Origin of the sequence: Streptomyces flavalbus (genome assembly GCF_042674625.1) — a bacterium.
Classification (GTDB): Bacteria; Actinomycetota; Actinomycetes; order Streptomycetales; family Streptomycetaceae; genus Streptomyces; species Streptomyces flavalbus.
The window spans coordinates 5,680,252-5,698,970 of the sequence record NZ_JBHTEB010000001.1 but is presented as its reverse complement, the minus strand read 5'-3'; the positions used below and the strand labels follow the sequence as shown (position 1 = coordinate 5,698,970).

The following is an 18,719-nucleotide window of genomic DNA, read 5'->3' as shown; positions in this document are numbered from 1 at the left end:
CCGCGATGCCAAACTACAGTCAACCGACTGTTCTGGGGGGCGGGCAACAGGTGGAGGTGCGATTTCCGCCCGGCTGCGGGATACCGGCGGAGAAGGAGCCCGAGATCGAGTGGCTGCTCCTCGGCATCGGCACGGGCGACGGCCCCGGCCGTCTGCCGTCCCCGGTGCACGGCGTGGAGGTCGTACGGCAGATCTCCGGCGGGCGCAGCGGGGCGCAGGTCCTGGAGATCAAGGTGCTGCGCGGCAGCCCGGAGTCCGAGGTGTGGTACGTCGTGAAGCTCCAGGACGCCGGGGTGGCGTGGGCCGAGTGGCGGGCCTACCGCGCCCACATGTCGGAGCTGAAGGCCGCGTACCTCACCGAGATCACCGCCGTGAGCGAGTCGCTGCTCGACGACGCCGAACCGGACGCCGGGGAGCGCGCCGCGGTCGTCTACCTGCACGTCAGTGAGCGGATGGGGGAGCCGGGGCTGCCGCTGGTCACCCTGGAGCAGCTCGCGCACCGGGCCATGGCGGGGTCGCCGGACGCGGCGCGCCGCGCGGAACTGCTGGTCGACCGGCTGCTGCGGCGGCTGCGCGCGACCCTCTCGCGGGCGGCGCGGCCCCACCCGACGAGCAGGCGGCTACGGCGGCTCAACCCCCGGCTCGGCACCGACCTGGTGGTGGAGCTGGACCCCGACGCCAACCCCGGTGACGCGGTGCGGAACGTGTTCCCGGCTGACCTGGTCGCGGCGTCCTGCTCGGCCGGTCCGGGCACCGACGACCCCCGGTTCGCGGTCGGCTCCTGGATCTCCGTACCGGTGCGCGGCGGTCGGCACAAGGACGGGGTGCTGGTGGTGCACCCCTCGGAGGACACCCGGATCGAGGTGCGCCCGGCCGCTGAGGCCGCCAGGGCGCTGGCCGTCTCCGACGTGCGGCCGGACGGGACGTGCCAGGTGCGGGGGCCGCTGCGGGCCCGGGTGGTGAGCACCCGCGCCCTGCGCCACTGGGACCTCGTCCGCGAACTGCTCGGCGACGGGGAGGTGTCGCGGGAGGCGCGCGGGCTGCGGCTCGGGGAGCAGCTCATCGGGCATCCCTTCGCCCGGCTGTGGTCGATCCTGTGCGACGACACGGACGGCTGGGTGTCCGCCACCGTCCACGACGACCTCAATCCGCGCAACGTGCTCACGGCCGACGACGAGGGCGCCGACCGGAAGGTGTCCAAGGCCGACGACCAGCCGTTCCTCATCGACCACGCGCGCGCCGACGGCGATCTGCCCCTCCTCGGCGACCCGGCCTGGCTGGAGGTGAACCTGCTGCGCACCGTGGTGGCGCCGGTGCTGAGCCGGGCGGAGCTGGTCCGGCTGAACCGGCGCCTCGCGGTCGCCTGCCGCTACGGCGGGACCGACGGGACCAACGGGGAAGCCACGCCGGACGACGGGGAGTCGGACGCCTTCCGGGTGGCGTTCGGGCTGCTGTGGCGGGTACGGGCCGCCGCCCGTGACGGCTACCCGCCCGAGGGACGGCAGCCGTGGTGGCGGGAGTACCTGGCGCAACTGACGCTCGCGGCCTGCCGGACCCTGAAGTGGTCCCGCGCGGACCAGGACGCGCACGGCGTGACGGCGGCGCTGGTCGCGGCGGGCGTGGCCGGTGAGTTCCTGGGCGGCGAGGCGGACCGCTTCGCCTACTGGCCGCCCGGGGAGCTGTACGACGTGGCCGCGCGGGTGCTGCCCGGCCTCGACCCCGAACGCCCCGACGAACTCGGACTGTTGCTGGAGCTCCTCGCCGCCCTCGACCAGCGGCCCGGTGGCCGCTCCCAGGCCACGGTGCGGGAGGCGGTGCGGGCGGCCTGCGACCGGGCGGTGCGCGTGCTGTGCGCCGCGGCCGGGGAGCAGCGGCTGCACCGGCTGCTGCTCGGCAGGACGGCGTACATCGCGCTGCACGGCTCCGTGACGGGCCCGGAACCCGGGCCGCCGTCGCCCGGCGACGCCCTGCGGCTGGCCGCCGCCCACGAGTCGGTGACCGTGGTCGGCCGGGCCGGGGCCGGGAAGTCGACACTGCTCGGCGAGCTGGAGTACCTGTACGTGCGCGCCGTCACCGGCGAGACCACCGACCCCGCGCTGCCGCCGCGGATGCCGCTGTCGACGCACGCCGCGGACCTCGCGGCGGCGCTCGGCACGCCCGGCGGGTACGGCGAGGTGCTGGCCCGCGCCTGCACCGCCGGGGCCCAGCTCGGCGCCGCCACCTGCGCGCGGCTGCTGGTCCTGCGCGGCATCCAGCTCCTGGTGGACGGCCTGGACGAGGTGCCGCCGCCCCGGCGCGCGGCGGTGCTGCGCTGGCTGCGGGAGCTGCGTACGGCGCACCGGGACACCCCGGTGGTGCTGTGCCAGCGGACGTCGGCGTACGCCACCGCGGCGGCGGCCGGTCCGCTGCCCGTGCCCGTGCTCACCCTGCACCCGGTCACCACGGAGCAGGCGCGGCGCTACGCGGCGGAGCGGCTGCCGGGCGGGACGGCCGCCCCCTGGTTCGCGTCGCTCCTCGACGACGGGCGCCGGGGCGGCGGCACCGGAGGCAGCGGCACCGGAGGCGGCGGCACCGGCGAGGGCCTGGCCGCCAGCGGGCTGCCGGAGCTGCTGCACACGCCGCTGTTCCTGTGGATGGCCGTCGAGTCGCACGGTCAGGCCGAGGCGCCGCCGGGCACGGCCGGTGATCTGTTCGCCGTCTTCACGACGTGGTATCTGACAGAGCGACACCACCGGCACCAGACGGGCGCGGGCCCGGACTCCCGGTTCACGGCGGAGGAGAGGCTCGACGTGCTGGAATCGGTCGCCGAGCAGCTCGTCGAGCACGGCCCGGTGCCGCTGGCCCGCATGGCGCCCCGGCTGGCCGAGGTGCGCCCGGACTGGCGGGACGTCCTGGACGAGGTGGTCGCCACCCAGTTCCTCGACGTGTCCCACGGGCTGGTGCGGTTCCGGCACGAGCTGTTCCAGGCGTACTGCGCGGGCCGCGTCCTGGCCCGCCTCGCGGCGCGGGACGAGGCGGAACTGCTGCGCCGCGTGCTGCGGTTCGAGTGGCAGGAACCGGCGCGCATGTTGGTCGGCCTCCCGGACGTCGGCGCGGACGTCCGCGAGCGGGTGTGGCGGTGCGCCGCCCGCGCGGACGCCCGGTACGCGGCGTGGCTGATGCGCGAGGCGCCCACCGTGCCGGACGAGCTGACGCGGGAGTTCCTCGCCCGGCAGCGCGCCGTCCTCGGTACGGCGTCGGCGGCGGTCGAGGAGTGGGACCGGGCCGCCGTCGCGCTCACCCTGCTGCGCACGGACGCCGCCTGGTCGGCGCTGGGCGAGGTGGCGGGGTCCGCCGACGCCGCGCCCGGGGCCGCGGTGGCGTGCCTGCGGGCCATGGGCGCCGCCGTGCGCGGCGACGGGGCGCCCCCCGGGCGCGGTGACGGCGGGGACGCGGCGCGGGCGGCGCTGCGCGGTGCCGTCGCGGCGGTGCTGGGGCGGGCGGCGCCGGTCGCGGTGGAGGCCGCCGCCGTGCGCGCGGTCGGGCAGGGGCGGCTGGTCGCGCTCTCCGGCTATCTGACCGAGCGCGTCGACGCGGGGCGGCCCTGGCCGGTCGTACGGGAGGCCGCGGCGGCGCTGGAGGCGCTCGGCGTCGAACTCACCCCGGTCGCCCGCGCGGCCCGGGACGCCGCCTGCCGCGCCCGGCTCGCCGCCGCGGACCGGGAGGCGCGGGAGGCGACCCGGCTGACCGACGGGGCGGCACTGGCGCGGGAGCGCGGCGAACTGCTCGCCGTCGTCGCCCGCTCGGACGCTCCGGACGCGCTGGAGCTGCTCCTTGAGCACCGGTTCCAGCCCGGCCTCGCCGATCTGCCGCACTGGTCACGGCTGCTGTCCGACGCGGCCCGCCAGCGCCGGGCGACCGCCGCCGCCGACCCCCTCGCCGGGCTGCTGCTCACCGACACCCGGGGGGACGGCCAGCGCCGGGCACTGGACGCGTTCGCGCAGGGGTCGGACCGGGAGGCGGTGGCCGCCGCGCACCGGCTGCTGTCCGACGGCGAGGTCCCGCCCCGGGACCTGCTGGACGTCGTCGGCCCCGACTCCTCCGGGCCCCGGCTGCTCGCCGCCGCCGCCGTGGTGGAGGGCCTCGCCGCCGCGGAACTGGGCCTGGCGGAACAGCTCGTACGGGGTCTGGTGGACCGGCCGCGGGCGGCTGACCCGCAGTGGCTGGAGGGGCTGGCCGCGCTGGTCGGGGCGGTGGGGCAGCAGTCGCGGGTGCTGCACGTGCGGTTGCTGCACGCCGCGGCCCGGGTGGTGGCGGCGGGCGGCCCGGCGCTGGCGATGCGCGGGCCGTGGGCCCAGGCGTACTACGCCGCCGACATCGACCACGAGGTGCTGGCCGCCCTCCTGGAGCACGACGACGAGGACGGCCACCAGCTCGCCCTCGACCACATGAGCGGCATGGACTTCCTGCTCACGGCGGTGGGACGCCCGGAGCCGCTGACGCTCACTCCCGGGGCCCGCGCCCGCGTGCTGGCGTACCAGCCGGACGCCTCGGCCGCCTCCCCCGCCGACGTGCTGCGCTTCGTGCAGGCCGTGGCCTACGCCGGGATCACCGAGGCGGAGCCCTTCGTGGCGGCGGTGGCCCGGTCCGAGGAGGCGGCGCGGACGCTGGTGACGTTCGGGCACTCGCACCACGGCGTCGTCGAACTGGCGCTGTCCGCGCACGCCGTCACCGCGGTGGGCTGGTTCGGGCGGCTGGCGGGAGAGCGGCGGCAACCGGACGTCATGCGGCGGGCCCACTCCTGGCTGCGGCAACTGGACACCCGGGGCCGCCACCCCAGCGTGGAGCGGGCCCGGCTGGTCGGGCTCGGGCTGCTGGGCGACTGGCTGCCGGTGCTGCGCGGCCTGGAACCCGGGGACCCGGTGCTGCACGAGGCCGCCACGGCGGTGGTGCTGCACTGGCTGCCGGTGCCGTGGGAGACCAGCCCGCCGGACGATCCCCGGAGCGTGGCCGCCTGGCTGACCGAACGGCTCGCCTCCGGCGAGGTCACCAGCGGTGAGGTCAAGGACGTCCTGGCGGGCATGGTGACGGCGCTGAGCAGACGGCTCGGCCGGTACATCGAGGAGCCGTCGGGGCGTGCCGGGGACGGGCGGTGGTCACGGTGAGCGGCGAACCGCCCCCGAAGGGCTACCAGTTGACGGGCGGTTCGCACGTGCGCCTCGCCGTCGAGGTGGTCGACGTGCTGCTGGCGGACGCCGTCCTCGCCAGCCACGGGCCCGCGCTGGTGGCCGAGCTGCCCGACTACCTGGGGCAGCACGTCGCCGCCGCCGTCCCGCGCGGGGTGTCCGCGCGCGCGGGCCTCGTCGGCATCGTCCGGACCTGCATGGAGCAGCCCTTCGGGCTGACCGACCTGGTGGGCGGCCTGGAGTTCATGGGGGCCTCCGACCGGACCACGGACGCCGTGCGGCGGCTCGCGGAGGAGTGGCAGGCGGTGGCGTTCTACCCGGACGCCGACTGGGACGCCCTGCGCCCGCTGCTCACCGGCCTCGCCCCGGCCGAACTGCCCCGGCTGGTCAGCAGGGCGACGGAGGGCAGGCTCGCGCCCGGTGAGCGGCCCCCCGGCGACACGGCCTGGCACGCCCTGGTGCACCTGACGACGTGGAACGCCCCGCCCACCGGCCTGCCCCCGGCCCTCGCCTTCCTGCTGCTGCTCGCCCACTCCCCCGCCGTCCGCGCCGAACTGGGCCCCGACCACCACCGGCGGCTGGAGACCTGGGCCCGCACCTGGGCCCGGCAGTGCGGTCTCACGGAGGAGTACGACCGTCAGCGGGACGCCTACGACGAGGAGCCCGCCGTCGACCGGCCCGGGCCGCTGGCCCAGGCGATCGTCCTCCAGATCGCCCCCGACGCCCTGGACGCCGACCGCTTCCACCTGACCTGCTGGGCGCAGACGGACCCCGAGCAGTGGGCGCCGCAGCGGCTGCGGGAGACCGTGACCCACCGCGCCGACCTGGAGCGGACGGTGTCCCGAGCCCTGGCCGAGGCGGAGGAGCGGGTGCGCTGGCAGGCGTCGGACGTGGCGCTGGAGTTCATCCTGCCGACGGAGCTGCTCAACTCGCCCGTCGAGGAGTGGCACGACGGCGAGGGCCCCGCGCTCCCGGACTCCACGGGGGTGCGTCTGGTCGTCGTACGGAGTCTGGAGCGGATGCGCGCCCGCCAGCTGCACCGCCCCTGGCACGACCGCTGGGCGCGGCTGGCGCGCACCGAGGAGAACGAGGAGCACGTGCTGTGGAGCGCGTCCAACGGGCGCGGCAGCGTCGAGCGGATGAGGGACGCGCTGCGGAGCGACCCCACCCTGGTCGGGTGCGTCCTGAGCAGACCGCCCGGCACCGACGACGGGGTGGGGACGGCGGAGGTCCACGCGGCGCTCCACCACGGGCTGCCGGTGCTCGTGTGGGACCGGAACGACTGCCTGCGGCCGGAGTTCCGCGCGGCGGCGCGGGCGCTGCTCGCGGACGGGCGGCTGGCCGAGCTGCCCGAGCGGGTGGCCCGGCTGCGCCGGGAGGGGCACCTTGACCGGCACCTCGTCGTCTTCTGGGACGACCCGAACCGGCTGCCCGACGCGGGTGGCCCCCTCGGGATGCTCTGGAGCGGTGCGTGAACACGACGACGGCACAGCCGGAGGAGCCAGAGGAAACCGAGGAGCCGGACGGTCCGGACGGACCGGGCGGACCGAACGGGCCGGAGCACCCAGGCGGACCTGAGGACCCAGGCGGACCTGAGGACCCGGACGGACCTGAGGACCCGGACGGGCCCCGGCCGTGGGTGATGGCGCGGGCGCTGCGCCGCCCCGCCTGGGTCGCGCCGGACACCTCCCCGGCGGCGGCGCTGCTGGTGGAGCGCCGGATCGCCGCCGCGCTCCAGCCGCTGCTGCCCCAGCCGACCGGACCGCCCGCCCTGGGCGCGGCGCCGCGCGAGGTCGGCTGGCCGTCCTGGCCGTCCGCACCGGGCCCGGCCTGGCAGGCGGAGGAGCGGCACGCCGCCGAGTCGGCCGCCTGGGACATCACCGTGGTGGCCGACGGCGGGCTGTCGATGGAGTTCTGGCGCCCGGTGGTGGAGGAACTCGTCGTCCTGCTGCGCCGGGTGGGGCTGTGCCGTCAGGAGTCCATCCCCACCCTGGACACGGAGTCCGCGGCCCCGGAGACCGACGTACCCGTCCCAGAGGGCGACGGCACGGCCACCGCGTCCCGGCCGGTGCTCCTGCTCACCGACGGGCTGGCGATGGCCTGGCGCACCAGCGAGGTGCTCCCCCGGCTGCACGCGTGGGCGCTGCGGAACCCGGTCGTCGTCGTCCACTTACTGCCGGAGAAGCTGTGGCCCAGCACCGCGCTCGTGCCCCGGCTGCGGGCGCTGCGCTCCCCGCTCGTGGGCGCCCCGGCCGCCGACGTCGACTGCGAGGGCGCGCCGCCGGGGGCGGTCGCCGTGCCGGTGCTGGCCCTGCACGAGGAGCACGTGCACCGCTGGGCGCGGTTCCTGGCGCGGGGTCCGGAGGGCTGGACCAGCCTGCCGACGGTCCTGGTCTCCGCGGACGCCCCCGGACCGCCCGGCCCGCCGACCCGGCCCGCCGAGCCCGCGGCCACCGCGCAGGACCTGCTGCGGGACTTCGCGTCGGCCTCACCGGGCGCGCAGGCGCTGGCGACCCGGCTGTCCGGGGTGCCGCTGAACCTGCCGGTGATGCGCCGGACGCAGTCCCGGCTGCTGCCGGGTTCGGCGCCCGACCTGCTGTCGGAGATCTTCATCGCCGGTCTGCTGGTGCCCGTCGTCGACCGCGCCGAGATCCGCGGCCACGACCGGGTGACCTTCGACTTTCCGGAGGGCGTACGGGAGTTGCTGCTGGCGTCGCTGCACAAGTCGACCACGGCGGAGGCGTTCCGGGACGCCGCCCACTTCCTCGAACACGACCTGGGCGTCCCGGAGGTGCAGGGCTGGGACCGGTTGCTGCGCGCCCCGCAGGCCGTGGAGACCGGCCCGGTGACGGAGCGCAGCGAGCCGTTCCTGCGGGTCCAGCTCGCGGTGCTCAAGGCCCTGTCCGGACAGCCCTACGAGGCCCACGCTCGCCGTCTTGAGGGGGAGTTGGCGCGGTGGTCCGCGGGTGACGGGGCGTGATCCTTTTCCGCACGGGTGGTCGCTGACCGTTCTTCTCGGGAAGGATGGAGGGTCCGAGCGCCTCCGCCGGTCGGCGGGGGCGGACTCGCGCAGCCACACCGCTGGCAGGGGAGGAACCCGTGACCGCGCCCATCTCAGACGACACCACCGGGCCACGGCGGCCCGCCCGTGAGTGGCGGGTCTTCCACGGCGACGGCGTGGCCCGGCCGCACGCGGCCACCGCGCTGCCCCCGCCGCCGCCCTGGCGGACGTTCCACGGCGGCCCGCCGCTGCCCCCGCGGTACCCCGAGGAGCGGGACGCCGCCCGCAGGCTCGGCGGGCACGCGCAGGCGTCGCCGCTGGACCCGGCGGGCGTGGACGTCGTCAACGCGGCGCTGTGTCTGCGCCGTCCGCTGCTGGTGACCGGACCGCCCGGCTCCGGCAAGTCCACGCTGGCCTACCAGATCGCCCATGAACTCGGCCTCGGCCGGGTGCTGTACTGGCCCATCAGCAGCCGCACCACCCTGCAACAGGGCCTGTACGCCTACGACGCCATCGGCAGGGTCCAGGACACCGCCGTCCTGCGGGCCTCCACGGAGGCGCCCGGCGGCCCCGGCCAGCCCGCCGAGCCGCATCCCGTCGGCGACTACATCGCCCTCGGCCCGCTGGGCACCGCCCTGCTCCCCTACGAGCTGCCCCGGGTGCTGCTGGTCGACGAGCTGGACAAGAGCGACATGGACCTGCCGAACGACCTGCTGAGCGTGTTCGAGGAGGGCACGTACACGATCCCGGAACTCGTCCGCGTCCGGGCCCGGGAGCCGAGGGTGGAGGTCCGGACCGACGACCCCGACGCCCAGGCGCCGGTGTGGGAGGGCCGGGTCCAGTGCCGGGCGTTCCCCGTCGTGGTCATCACCAGCAACGGGGAGCGGGAGTTCCCGGCCGCGTTCCTGCGGCGCTGTCTGCGGCTTGAGCTGCCCCACCCCGAGCCCCCGCAGCTCGCGGCCATGGTGGCGGCCCACTTCTCCGCGGAGGTCGCCGAGGAGGCCCTGCCTCTGATCACCGCCTTCCACGAACGCAGCCTGGACAGCGGCACCCTGGCCATCGACCAGCTCCTCAACGCCGTCCACCTCATGACCAACGGGGGCCCGGAGCCGCAGGGCGCCCCCTGGGACGAGCTGATGGCCTCGGTCTGGCGGCGGCTGAACGGCTCCTGAGACACCCACTATGGTCCGCCGCGGAGCGCGCCCCATGCGAAAGTCGCTGACGCACCGACACAGACCGGGAGGCACTTGGTGAACGAGCGGCAGCCCGTGCCCCCGGGCGACCTGACGGCCACGGAGATCGCCGACGTCCTGTGGCTGGCGGCGCTGGCGGGACCGGCCCCCGCCCCGCCCGTGGACGGCCTCCCCGACGCCGAGCCGCCCGGCCCCGCGCCCGGCCCGGAGCCCGAGTCCCCGGACGCCCTCGAACCGCCGCCCCCGCCGCCTCCGTCCCGCGCGGTGGACACCGCTCCCGGGCGCCCGCCCGGCGTGCGGCCGTTCCCCTCCCCCTCGCCGGGCGCGGCGCCCGGCGCCGACGCGCTGGCCGGACCGCCCCGGCCGCTCACCGACGCCCTCGTGCTGGAGCGGGCGCTGCGCCCGCTGCGCGGGCGGGGCTCGGCGACGGGCAGGCTGCTCCTTGACGAGGACGCGACCGCCGAGCGCGCCGTGGAGGCGGGGCTGTGGCTGCCGGTGTTCCGTCCCGAGTACGACCGGGCCTGGTCCGAAGTGGTGCTGATCGTGGACGACAGCCCGTCCATGCTGTGGTGGCGGGACACCGTCCGGCAGCTCACCGGTCTGCTGGCGCGCGTCGGCGTCTTCCGCTCCGTGCGCACCGTCCGGGTGACGACCGGCCCCGACGACACCGCCGCCGACTCCGCGCCCAGGCTGCGCGGGCCCACCCGCGACCTGCCGCCGGAGGCGCTGAGCTCCCCGGCGGGCAGCAGGCTCACCCTCGTCGTCACCGACGGCCTCGGCCCGGCCTGGCTCACCGGCGCCATGACCCCGCTCCTGCACCAGTTGGGCCGCTCCCAGGCGCTGGCGGTGCTGCACCTGCTGCCGCAGGGGCTGTGGCGCCGCACCGGCGTGGCCACCACCCCGGCCCGGCTGAGCACCGACAGGCCCCCGGCCAGCAACGCCTCCCTGACCGTCCGGACCGGAACCGGCGTGGAGCCCACCGGAACAGCGGACCAAGCACCCGTCCCCGTGCCGGTCCTGGAGGTCGACGCCCGCTGGCTGCACCGGTGGGCGCGGCTGATGGCGGGGCGGAGCGTCACCGGCCCCGAGCCGCTGCCGGTGATCATGGCGTCCGGCGGGGCGCCGCCGCCGTCCCCCGTCGCCGAGCAGCCGGTGCTCTCCGGCCGGGAACTCGTCCGGCGGGCCCGCGCCGACCTGTCACCGACCGCGTTCCAGCTCGCCGTCCAGCTCGCGGCGGTGCCGCTGACCGCGGGGCCCGTCCAGCGCGTGCAGGGCGCCCTGCTGCCCGGCTCGGCCCCGCACCACCTCAGCGAACTGCTCGCGGGCGGCCTGCTGCGGTACGCGCCCAACGGCGCCCCGGCGCCCTTCCCGTTCGACTTCCGGGACGGCGTCCGCGAGGAACTCCTCTCGCACGGCACCCGTCTGGGCACCACCCGGGCCGTCCGGGCGGTGAGCCGCCTGCTGCCCGCCGAGCGGTGGAGCGACGGCCAGCGCTTGCTGATCGAGGCGCTCGACGGCCGGGAGCCCTCCATGCCCGAGATCACCGACGCCAACCGGGATTCGGTCGCGGTGGCGGCGGTGGTGCTGAACGCCCTGTCCGGGCCGTACCGCCAGGCCGCGCTGCGCACCCGGGACGCCCTCACCGCGGCCCGTCCCACCTTCTACCGCCAGTTCCCGGACGCCCTCACGTCGGCCCGCCTCACCACGGACCCCCAGTTCCCGGACGCCCTCACCACGGCCCACCCCACCTTGGACCCCCAGTTCCCGGACACCCTCAGCGTGGCCACGGTCCGCGAGACGCTGCCCCGCCCGGACACCGCACCCGAGCCCCGTCCGAGCGGCCCGCCGCCCACGGTCTGGGGCGGCGTCCCGCCCCGCAACCCGCACTTCACCGGGCGGGAGGGCCTCCTGCGGACCCTGCGCGAGCGGCTGACCGCCGACGGGGCGGCGGAGATCCCCCAGGTGCTGACGGACATGGGCGGCGTCGGCAAGACCCAGACAGCCGTCGAGTACGTGTACCGCCACGCCCACGACCACGACCTCGTCTGGTGGTTCGGCGCCCACGAGCGCGCGGGACTGGTCTCCGGCTTCCGGGAGCTGGCCACCGCGCTGGGCCTGCCGACCCCGCCCGGCCGCGACGACGCGGTGCCCCGCGTGCGGGAGGCGCTGCGCGCGGGCGACCTCTACCGGCGCTGGCTGCTGGTCTTCGACAACGCGGAGGACATCGAGACGGTCCGCCCCTTCCTGCCGCTCGGCGGCCCGGGAGCCGTCCTGGTCACCTCGCGTTCCCCGCAGTGGGCGCATGTGGCGCGGACCCTGGACGTCGGCGTCTTCTCCCGCGCGGAGAGCGTCGCGCTGCTGCGCCACCGCACCCCCCGGATCGACGCGGACGCGGCCGACGCCCTGGCCGAGACGCTCGGCGACCTCCCGCTCGCCCTGGAGCAGGCGGCGGTCTGGCTGCACGACACCGGGATGCCGGTCAGCGAGTACCTCGCCCTGTTCGAAGCGCGGCGCTCGGAACTCCTCGACGCGACACCGTCGTACGACTACGGCACCACCGTCAGCGCGGCGTGGCGGCTCTCCGTGGAGCGGTTGCGCCAGGACGACCCGCGCGCCGTACGACTGCTGCACGTGCTCGCCTGGCTGGCGCCCGAACCGGTGCCCAGGGACCTGTTCACCCGCGCGACCGCGGGCGACGCCCTGCTCCTGTCCCGCGCCATCCGCGCCCTCAACCGGCACTCGCTCGCCCGCGTCGACCACCGGGCCGGGACCCTCCAGGTGCACCGCCTGGTGAGCACCCTCCTGCGCGACTCCATGTCGGCCGAGGAACGCGCCACCTCCCGGCACACGGCCCGCGCCCTGACCACCCTGATGCCGCCCGACCGGACCCGCACCGCCCACCTGCTCGCCTGCCAGGCGGCGGAGTCGTCCGACCCGGCGGTGCGGTCCGCCGTCCTGGAGCAGTTGCGGTGGCTGGCGGAGAACGGCATGACCGAGGACGGCCACCGCCTGGCGGAGGCGGCGCGCGAGAACTGGCCGTCCTCCGCCCTTCCGTGAGGCGGAAGGGCGGCGCCGCCCCGGGCCGGGCTGGCCCGGGGGCCCGGGAACGGGACCGTCAGCCGTCCAGCGACGTCATCACGTGCTTGACGCGGGTGTAGTCCTCGAAGCCGTACGCCGACAGGTCCTTGCCGTAGCCGGACTTCTTGAAGCCGCCGTGCGGCATCTCCGCGACCAGCGGGATGTGGGTGTTGATCCACACACAGCCGAAGTCGAGCTTCTTGGACATCCGCATGGCGCGGGAGTGGTCCTTGGTCCACACCGAGGAGGCGAGGGCGTACTCGACGCCGTTGGCCCACTCGACGGCCTGGTCCTCGTCGGTGAAGGACTGCACGGTGATGACCGGGCCGAAGACCTCGTTCTGGATGATCTCGTCGTCCTGCTTCAGGCCGGAGACGACGGTCGGGGCGTAGAAGTAGCCCTTCTCCCCGACCTGCTGGCCGCCGGTCTCGACCTTGGCGTGCGCGGGGAGGCGCTCGATGAAGCCCGCGACCTGCTTGAGCTGGTTGGGGTTGTTCAGCGGGCCGTAGAGGACGTCCTCGTCGTCGGGCTGGCCGGTCTTGGTCTCGGCGGCGGCCTTGGCGAGCGCGGCGACGAACTCGTCGTGGATGGACTCCTGGACCAGCACGCGGGTGGCGGCGGTGCAGTCCTGCCCGGCGTTGAAGTAGCCCGCGACGGAGATGTCCTCGACGGCCTTGGCGATGTCGGTGTCCTCGAACACGACGACCGGCGCCTTGCCGCCCAGCTCCAGGTGGACCCGCTTGACGTCCTTCGCGGCGGACTCGGCGACGGACATGCCCGCGCGCACCGAGCCGGTGATGGAGGCCATCGCCGGGACGGGGTGCTCGACCATCAGGCGGCCGGTGTCACGGTCGCCGCAGACGACGTTGAAGACGCCCTTGGGCAGGATCTCCCCGAGGATCTCCGCGATCAGCACGGTCGACGCGGGGGTGGTGTCGGAGGGCTTCAGCACGACCGTGTTGCCCGCGGCGATGGCCGGGGCGAACTTCCACACGGCCATCATCATCGGGTAGTTCCACGGCGCGACCTGGGCGCAGACGCCGACCGGCTCGCGGCGGATGATCGAGGTCAGGCCCTCCATGTACTCACCGGCGGAGCGGCCCTCCAACATCCGCGCGGCGCCCGCGAAGAACCGGATCTGGTCGACCATCGGCGGGATCTCCTCCGAGCGGGTGAGCCCGACCGGCTTGCCGGTGTTCTCGACCTCGGCGGCGATCAGGTCCTCGGCGCGCTCCTCGAACGCGTCCGCGATCTTCAGGAGGGCGCGCTGCCGCTCGGCGGGGGTGGTGTCGCGCCAGGCGGGGAACGCCGCCTCGGCCGCCGCCATGGCGGCGTCGACGTCGGCCTGCCCGGACAGCGGCGCGGTCGCGTACGCCTCACCGGTGGCGGGGTTCACCACCTCCGTGGTCCGTCCGTCGGCGGCGTCCCGGAACTCTCCGTCGATGTAGTTGCGCAGACGACGCAGTTCGGTGGTCACTGCCCGGCCCTCCTGTAGGTGTCCAATCCTTGAGATGCCCACCCTAATCGCTCCCCCGACGGTTTCAACACCCCCCACCGCGCCAGATCTGCGAAATCCGCAAGCCTCAATCTCGTAAACGACGGATTTCATTGATCCGACCTTGCGAAACTGACGAGTCCTCGTGCAGAGTGAGGTCGTGGCCAGTCGAAGCGCAGACCCGAGGAACGGCAGTCCCCAGTTGGACGCCGTCTCCCTCGCCATCATCGAGCAGCTCCAGGAGGACGGCCGCCGTCCGTACGCGGCCATCGGCAAGGCCGTCGGCCTGTCGGAGGCGGCCGTGCGCCAGCGCGTCCAGAAGCTGCTCGACCAGGGCGTGATGCAGATCGTCGCCGTCACGGACCCGCTGACCGTGGGTTTCCGCAGGCAGGCGATGGTCGGGATCAACGTCGAGGGCGACACGGAGTCCGTGGCCGACGCGCTGACCGACATGCCGGAAGTCGAGTACGTGGTGATGACCGCGGGCTCGTTCGACCTCCTCGCGGAGATCGTCTGCGAGGACGACGACCACCTGCTGGACGTCATCAACAAGCGCATCCGGGCGCTGCCCGGCGTCCGCTCCACCGAGAGCTTCGTCTACCTCAAGCTCAAGAAGCAGACCTACATGTGGGGAACCCGATAACCATGAGGACCCGATAACCGTGAGCAGCAAGGACCTCAGCCGCACCGCGTACGACCACCTGTGGATGCACTTCACCCGCATGTCCTCGTACGAGAACTCCCCCGTCCCGACCATCGTCCGGGGCGAGGGCACCTACATCTACGACGACAAGGGCAGGCGCTACCTCGACGGCCTCGCGGGCCTGTTCGTGGTCCAGGCCGGGCACGGCCGCACGGAACTCGCCGAGACCGCCTCCAAGCAGGCCCAGGAACTGGCGTTCTTCCCGGTGTGGTCGTACGCCCACCCCAAGGCCGTGGAGCTGGCGGAGCGGCTCGCGCACGAGGCGCCCGGCGACCTGAACAAGGTCTTCTTCACCACCGGCGGCGGCGAGGCCGTGGAGACCGCGTGGAAGCTGGCCAAGCAGTACTTCAAGCTGGTCGGCAAGCCCACCAAGCACAAGGTGATCTCGCGCGCCGTCGCCTACCACGGCACCCCGCAGGGCGCCCTGTCCATCACCGGCCTGCCCGCCCTGAAGGCCCCGTTCGAGCCGCTGGTCCCCGGCGCCCACAAGGTCCCGAACACCAACATCTACCGCGCCCCGATCTTCGGTGACGACCCCGAGGCGTTCGGCCGCTGGGCCGCCGACCAGATCGAGCAGCAGATCCTCTTCGAGGGCCCCGACACGGTCGCCGCGGTCTTCCTGGAGCCGGTGCAGAACGCGGGCGGCTGCTTCCCGCCCCCGCCCGGCTACTTCCAGCGGGTCCGCGAGATCTGCGACCAGTACGACGTGCTGCTCGTCTCCGACGAGGTCATCTGCGCCTTCGGCCGCCTCGGCACGACGTTCGCCTGCGACAAGTTCGGCTACGTCCCGGACATGATCACCTGCGCCAAGGGCATGACCTCGGGCTACTCCCCGATCGGCGCCTGCATCATCTCCGACCGCCTGGCCGAGCCGTTCTACCAGGGCGACAACACCTTCCTGCACGGCTACACCTTCGGCGGCCACCCGGTCTCCGCCGCCGTCGGCCTCGCCAACCTCGACCTGTTCGAGCGCGAGGGCCTCAACCAGCACGTCCTCGACAACGAGGGCGCCTTCCGCGCCACCCTGGAGAAGCTGCACGACCTGCCGATCGTCGGCGACGTCCGCGGCAACGGCTTCTTCTACGGCATCGAGCTGGTCAAGGACAAGGCGACCAAGGAGTCCTTCAACGAGGAGGAGACCGAGCGCGTCCTGTACGGCTTCCTCTCCAAGGCGCTGTTCGACAACGGCCTGTACTGCCGCGCCGACGACCGCGGCGACCCGGTCGTCCAGCTCGCGCCGCCGCTGATCTCCAACCAGGAGACCTTCGACGAGATCGAGCAGATCCTGCGCGCCACGCTGACGGAGGCGTGGACCAAGCTCTGATCATCCGATGCCCTGATCAGATCCCGGCCCCGGACCGCCGTTCGAGTGAGAAACGGCGGTCCGGGGCCGTGTGCTGTCCGGCCACCCGGCGCCCACTGCCTAGCGTGCCAGTGACCGATCGGCCCTGCCTTCGTTCCCCCGGACGGGGGAACGGCACGGGAACTACGGATCTGAACCGAGGTGTACGCCCATGGAGGCTCCGCCGGACAACGACGTGCTCTGGGCACGCTCCCTGCACCACACCCACGCCGACGGCTCCCCGGGCCTGAACGGCGTCTCGCTCGGCGTCCGCGAGGGCGAGATCCTCGCCGTCAGCGGACCGCGCGGCAGCGGCAAGAGCACGCTCCTCGGCTGTCTGTCGGGGCTGCTGCGGGCCCAGCGGGGCGAGGTCTGGTTCAACAGCGTCCCCGTGCACACCATGGGCCAGTTCGCCCGGGAACGGCTGCGCCGCGACCGCTTCGGCTGGATCGACCCGCTGCCCGTCCTGGTGCCCGAGCTGACCGTCTGGGAGAACGCCGCCCTGCCGCTGATGCTGCGCGGCACCGGACGCCGACGGGCCAGGGCCGCCGCGCTGGAGTGGCTCAAGCGCCTCGACGTCGACGACGCCGCCCGCAGGCGCCCGCACGAACTCCCGCTCGCCGCCCGCCAACGGGTCTGCCTCGCCCGCGCCCTGGCGCCCGCGCCGGCGGTGCTGTTCGCCGACGAGCCGACGGCGCCGCTGCACCGCGCCGACCGCGCCCATGTGCTGCGCACGCTCACCGCGGCGGCCCGCTCGCACGGCTTCACCGTGGTCCTCGCCACCCACGACGCGGAGACGGCGGCGCTCGCTGACCGCACGGTCGCGCTGCTCGACGGACGCCGGGTGAACACCGTCCACCTGCCCGCGGTCAGCGAGACGGAAGGCCGGGCCGCGTGCTCGCTCTCCGTCTGACCCGCGGCGCCCAGCCCGCCGTCCACCTGCGCCGCCTGCTGGTGACGGCGGCCTCGGCGGGCACCGGCTTCCTGCTGCTGTGCGCGCTGGGCCACGCCCTGAGCCACCCGGAGGACCCGACCGCGTCCCTCACCCGCCTCGCCTGGTGCACCCCGCCGCTGGCGGCCACGGTCTACCTCTCCCTCGCCGTCGCCCGCACCGACCCCGGCACGACCCCACGCCCCGGACTCTCGGCGATCGGCCTGGGTCCGGCCCGCCTGATGCTGGTCTCCGCCACGACGACGGCCCTGGCCACCACCCTGGGCTCCGCCGCCGCCCTCCTGCTCTACCTCCACCTGCGCACCACCGCGACGGCCCCGGACTTCCTCACCCCCCACCAGCCCCTCCCCATCCCGGCCACCCTCACCCTGCTGGCCATCGTTCCCACCACAGCCTCAACAGCGACGGCCTGGACGTTGCGCCCCCGCCAGGACCGCCCCGCCAGTCGTGCCACGGGGACGGCTCCCGCCCCACAGAAGAACGGCACCCCACCAGCGCCGGTCACCGCCCGATCCCCCCGTCAATCCGCGGGCAGCCGTGCCGCCTGGACGGCTGCCGACCCAAACCAGGGCGGCACCCCTCCAGCGCGGGGCGGCGCGACCCACCCGCCCGCACCCACGCCGGGCACCCCCGAAACCCCCGCCGCCGCCAACCCCGTAGCCACCCTCCCCTGGGGCATCGCCACCCTCGCCGCGGGCCTGGCCGTGGAGACGTACGCCAGCAGCCGTACGAACACCCCCGTCCACCTCCCCGGCGGCCTCACCGCCAGTCCCACCACCCTCCTCACCGGCTGGCTCCTCACCACCCTCGGCCTCGCCCTCACCGGCCCCGGCCTCACCCACCTCACCGGCCGCCTCCTCCAGGCCGCCCGCCCCGGCGCCCTCCGCCTCCTCGCGGGCCGCATCCTCATGACGGAGGCCCCCCGCATCGGCCGCCCCCTGGGCGTGGCCTGCGCCGTGGCCTCCGCCGCCTACGCCACCACCGCCCTGTACGACCCCGCCGCCACCCCCTTCGGCCCCCTCACCACCCTCGGCGCCGTCGTCGTGGCGGGCTGCACGGTCGCCACCCTGCTCACCGCCGCCGTGGAGACGAAGCAGACCCGCGCCGACACCACCGCGGCCCTGCTCCGCATCGGCGCCCCCGCCACGATGCTCCGCACGGCCGCGGCCCTGCGCACCGCCGCCCTGCTCGCGGTCTTCGCCCCCCTCACCCTGCTGGTGGCCGAACTGGCGACCCAGCCCCTGCGGGCCTGAACCAATTCGAAAAAAGTCTCCCGAGGACCGATGAGTCCACGGACCCTCCGGCGTCTACCCCACGAACACGTTGGAACACAGCGCACGCACCGAGGGAGAGCCCCATGACCACCACCCCCCAGTACCAGCAGATGATCTTCATCAACCTCCCCGTGAACGACCTCGACGCGTCGAAGAAGTTCTTCACGGAGCTGGGCTACACGATCAACCCCCAGTTCAGCGACGAGAACGCCGCCTCGGTCGTGATCAGCGACACCATCGTGACGATGCTGCTCACCAAGCCGTTCTACGCCACCTTCACCGACAAGGAGATCGCGGACGCCACGAAGACCAGCGAGGTCCTGGTCTGCCTGAGCGCCGAGAGCCGCGAGAAGGTCGACGAACTGGTGGAGAAGGCCGTCGCCGCGGGCGGCACCGCCTCCGAGAAGATCCAGGACATGGGCTTCATGTACGGCCGCGCCTTCGACGACCTCGACGGCCACACCTGGGAGGTCGTCTGGATGGACCCGGCCGCGGTGCAGGGCTGACGCACACCCG

11 protein-coding genes are annotated in these 18,719 nt (G+C 74.8%); 10 read left to right on the top strand and 1 reads right to left on the bottom strand.

Annotated elements, in window-relative coordinates; genetic code table 11:
• Positions 1 to 50 precede the first annotated feature (50 nt).
• The 5 genes from ACFQZ6_RS25710 (at position 51) to fxsT (ending at position 12,416) form a co-directional block, all read left to right on the top strand.
• On the top strand, positions 51 to 5,144 hold the full coding sequence (locus ACFQZ6_RS25710) for a hypothetical protein (RefSeq protein ID WP_381613061.1): 5,094 nt from the start codon (positions 51 to 53) through the stop codon (positions 5,142 to 5,144).
• The gene (locus ACFQZ6_RS25705; protein WP_381613058.1) at positions 5,141 to 6,640 is read left to right on the top strand and encodes a VMAP-C domain-containing protein; all 1,500 of its coding nucleotides are present in this window, start codon (positions 5,141 to 5,143) and stop codon (positions 6,638 to 6,640) included. Before ACFQZ6_RS25710 ends, ACFQZ6_RS25705 begins: the two co-directional genes overlap by 4 nt.
• The gene (locus tag ACFQZ6_RS25700) at positions 6,637 to 8,145 is read left to right on the top strand and encodes an SAV_2336 N-terminal domain-related protein (RefSeq protein ID WP_381613055.1); all 1,509 of its coding nucleotides are present in this window, start codon (positions 6,637 to 6,639) and stop codon (positions 8,143 to 8,145) included. The genes ACFQZ6_RS25705 and ACFQZ6_RS25700 overlap by 4 nt, the downstream gene beginning before the upstream one ends.
• A 119-nt stretch (positions 8,146 to 8,264) precedes the next feature.
• Entirely contained in the window at positions 8,265 to 9,338 is a 1,074-nt protein-coding gene (locus ACFQZ6_RS25695; RefSeq protein ID WP_381613052.1) for an AAA family ATPase, read from the top strand.
• 78 nt (positions 9,339 to 9,416) lie between these two features.
• Entirely contained in the window at positions 9,417 to 12,416 is a 3,000-nt protein-coding gene (gene fxsT, locus ACFQZ6_RS25690; protein WP_381613050.1) for an FxSxx-COOH system tetratricopeptide repeat protein, read from the top strand.
• Between the two features lie 58 nt (positions 12,417 to 12,474).
• Here the strand turns inward: fxsT and ACFQZ6_RS25685 are convergent, their stop codons facing one another.
• Positions 12,475 to 13,914 carry a gamma-aminobutyraldehyde dehydrogenase gene (locus ACFQZ6_RS25685; RefSeq protein WP_381613047.1) on the bottom strand — a complete coding sequence of 480 codons (1,440 nt, stop codon included), beginning with the start codon at positions 13,912 to 13,914 and terminating at the stop codon, positions 12,475 to 12,477.
• A gap of 163 nt (positions 13,915 to 14,077) precedes the next feature.
• On the opposite strand from ACFQZ6_RS25685, the gene ACFQZ6_RS25680 reads away from it, so the two are divergent.
• The 5 genes from ACFQZ6_RS25680 (at position 14,078) to ACFQZ6_RS25660 (ending at position 18,709) form a co-directional block, all read left to right on the top strand.
• The gene (locus ACFQZ6_RS25680; RefSeq protein WP_381613044.1) at positions 14,078 to 14,575 is read left to right on the top strand and encodes an Lrp/AsnC family transcriptional regulator; all 498 of its coding nucleotides are present in this window, start codon (positions 14,078 to 14,080) and stop codon (positions 14,573 to 14,575) included.
• 19 nt (positions 14,576 to 14,594) lie between these two features.
• A complete protein-coding gene (locus tag ACFQZ6_RS25675; RefSeq protein WP_381613041.1) occupies positions 14,595 to 15,959 on the top strand; it encodes an aspartate aminotransferase family protein in 1,365 nt (454 codons plus the stop codon).
• A gap of 190 nt (positions 15,960 to 16,149) precedes the next feature.
• Positions 16,150 to 16,890 (top strand): ABC transporter ATP-binding protein, encoded by a 741-nt coding sequence (locus ACFQZ6_RS25670; protein WP_381613039.1) that lies wholly within the window; start codon positions 16,150 to 16,152, stop codon positions 16,888 to 16,890.
• Complete coding sequence (locus ACFQZ6_RS25665; RefSeq protein WP_381613036.1) at positions 16,872 to 18,182, top strand: hypothetical protein; 1,311 nt, start codon at positions 16,872 to 16,874, stop codon at positions 18,180 to 18,182. Before ACFQZ6_RS25670 ends, ACFQZ6_RS25665 begins: the two co-directional genes overlap by 19 nt.
• A 104-nt stretch (positions 18,183 to 18,286) precedes the next feature.
• Positions 18,287 to 18,709 carry a VOC family protein gene (locus tag ACFQZ6_RS25660; RefSeq protein ID WP_381613034.1) on the top strand — a complete coding sequence of 141 codons (423 nt, stop codon included), beginning with the start codon at positions 18,287 to 18,289 and terminating at the stop codon, positions 18,707 to 18,709.
• Positions 18,710 to 18,719 lie beyond the last annotated feature (10 nt).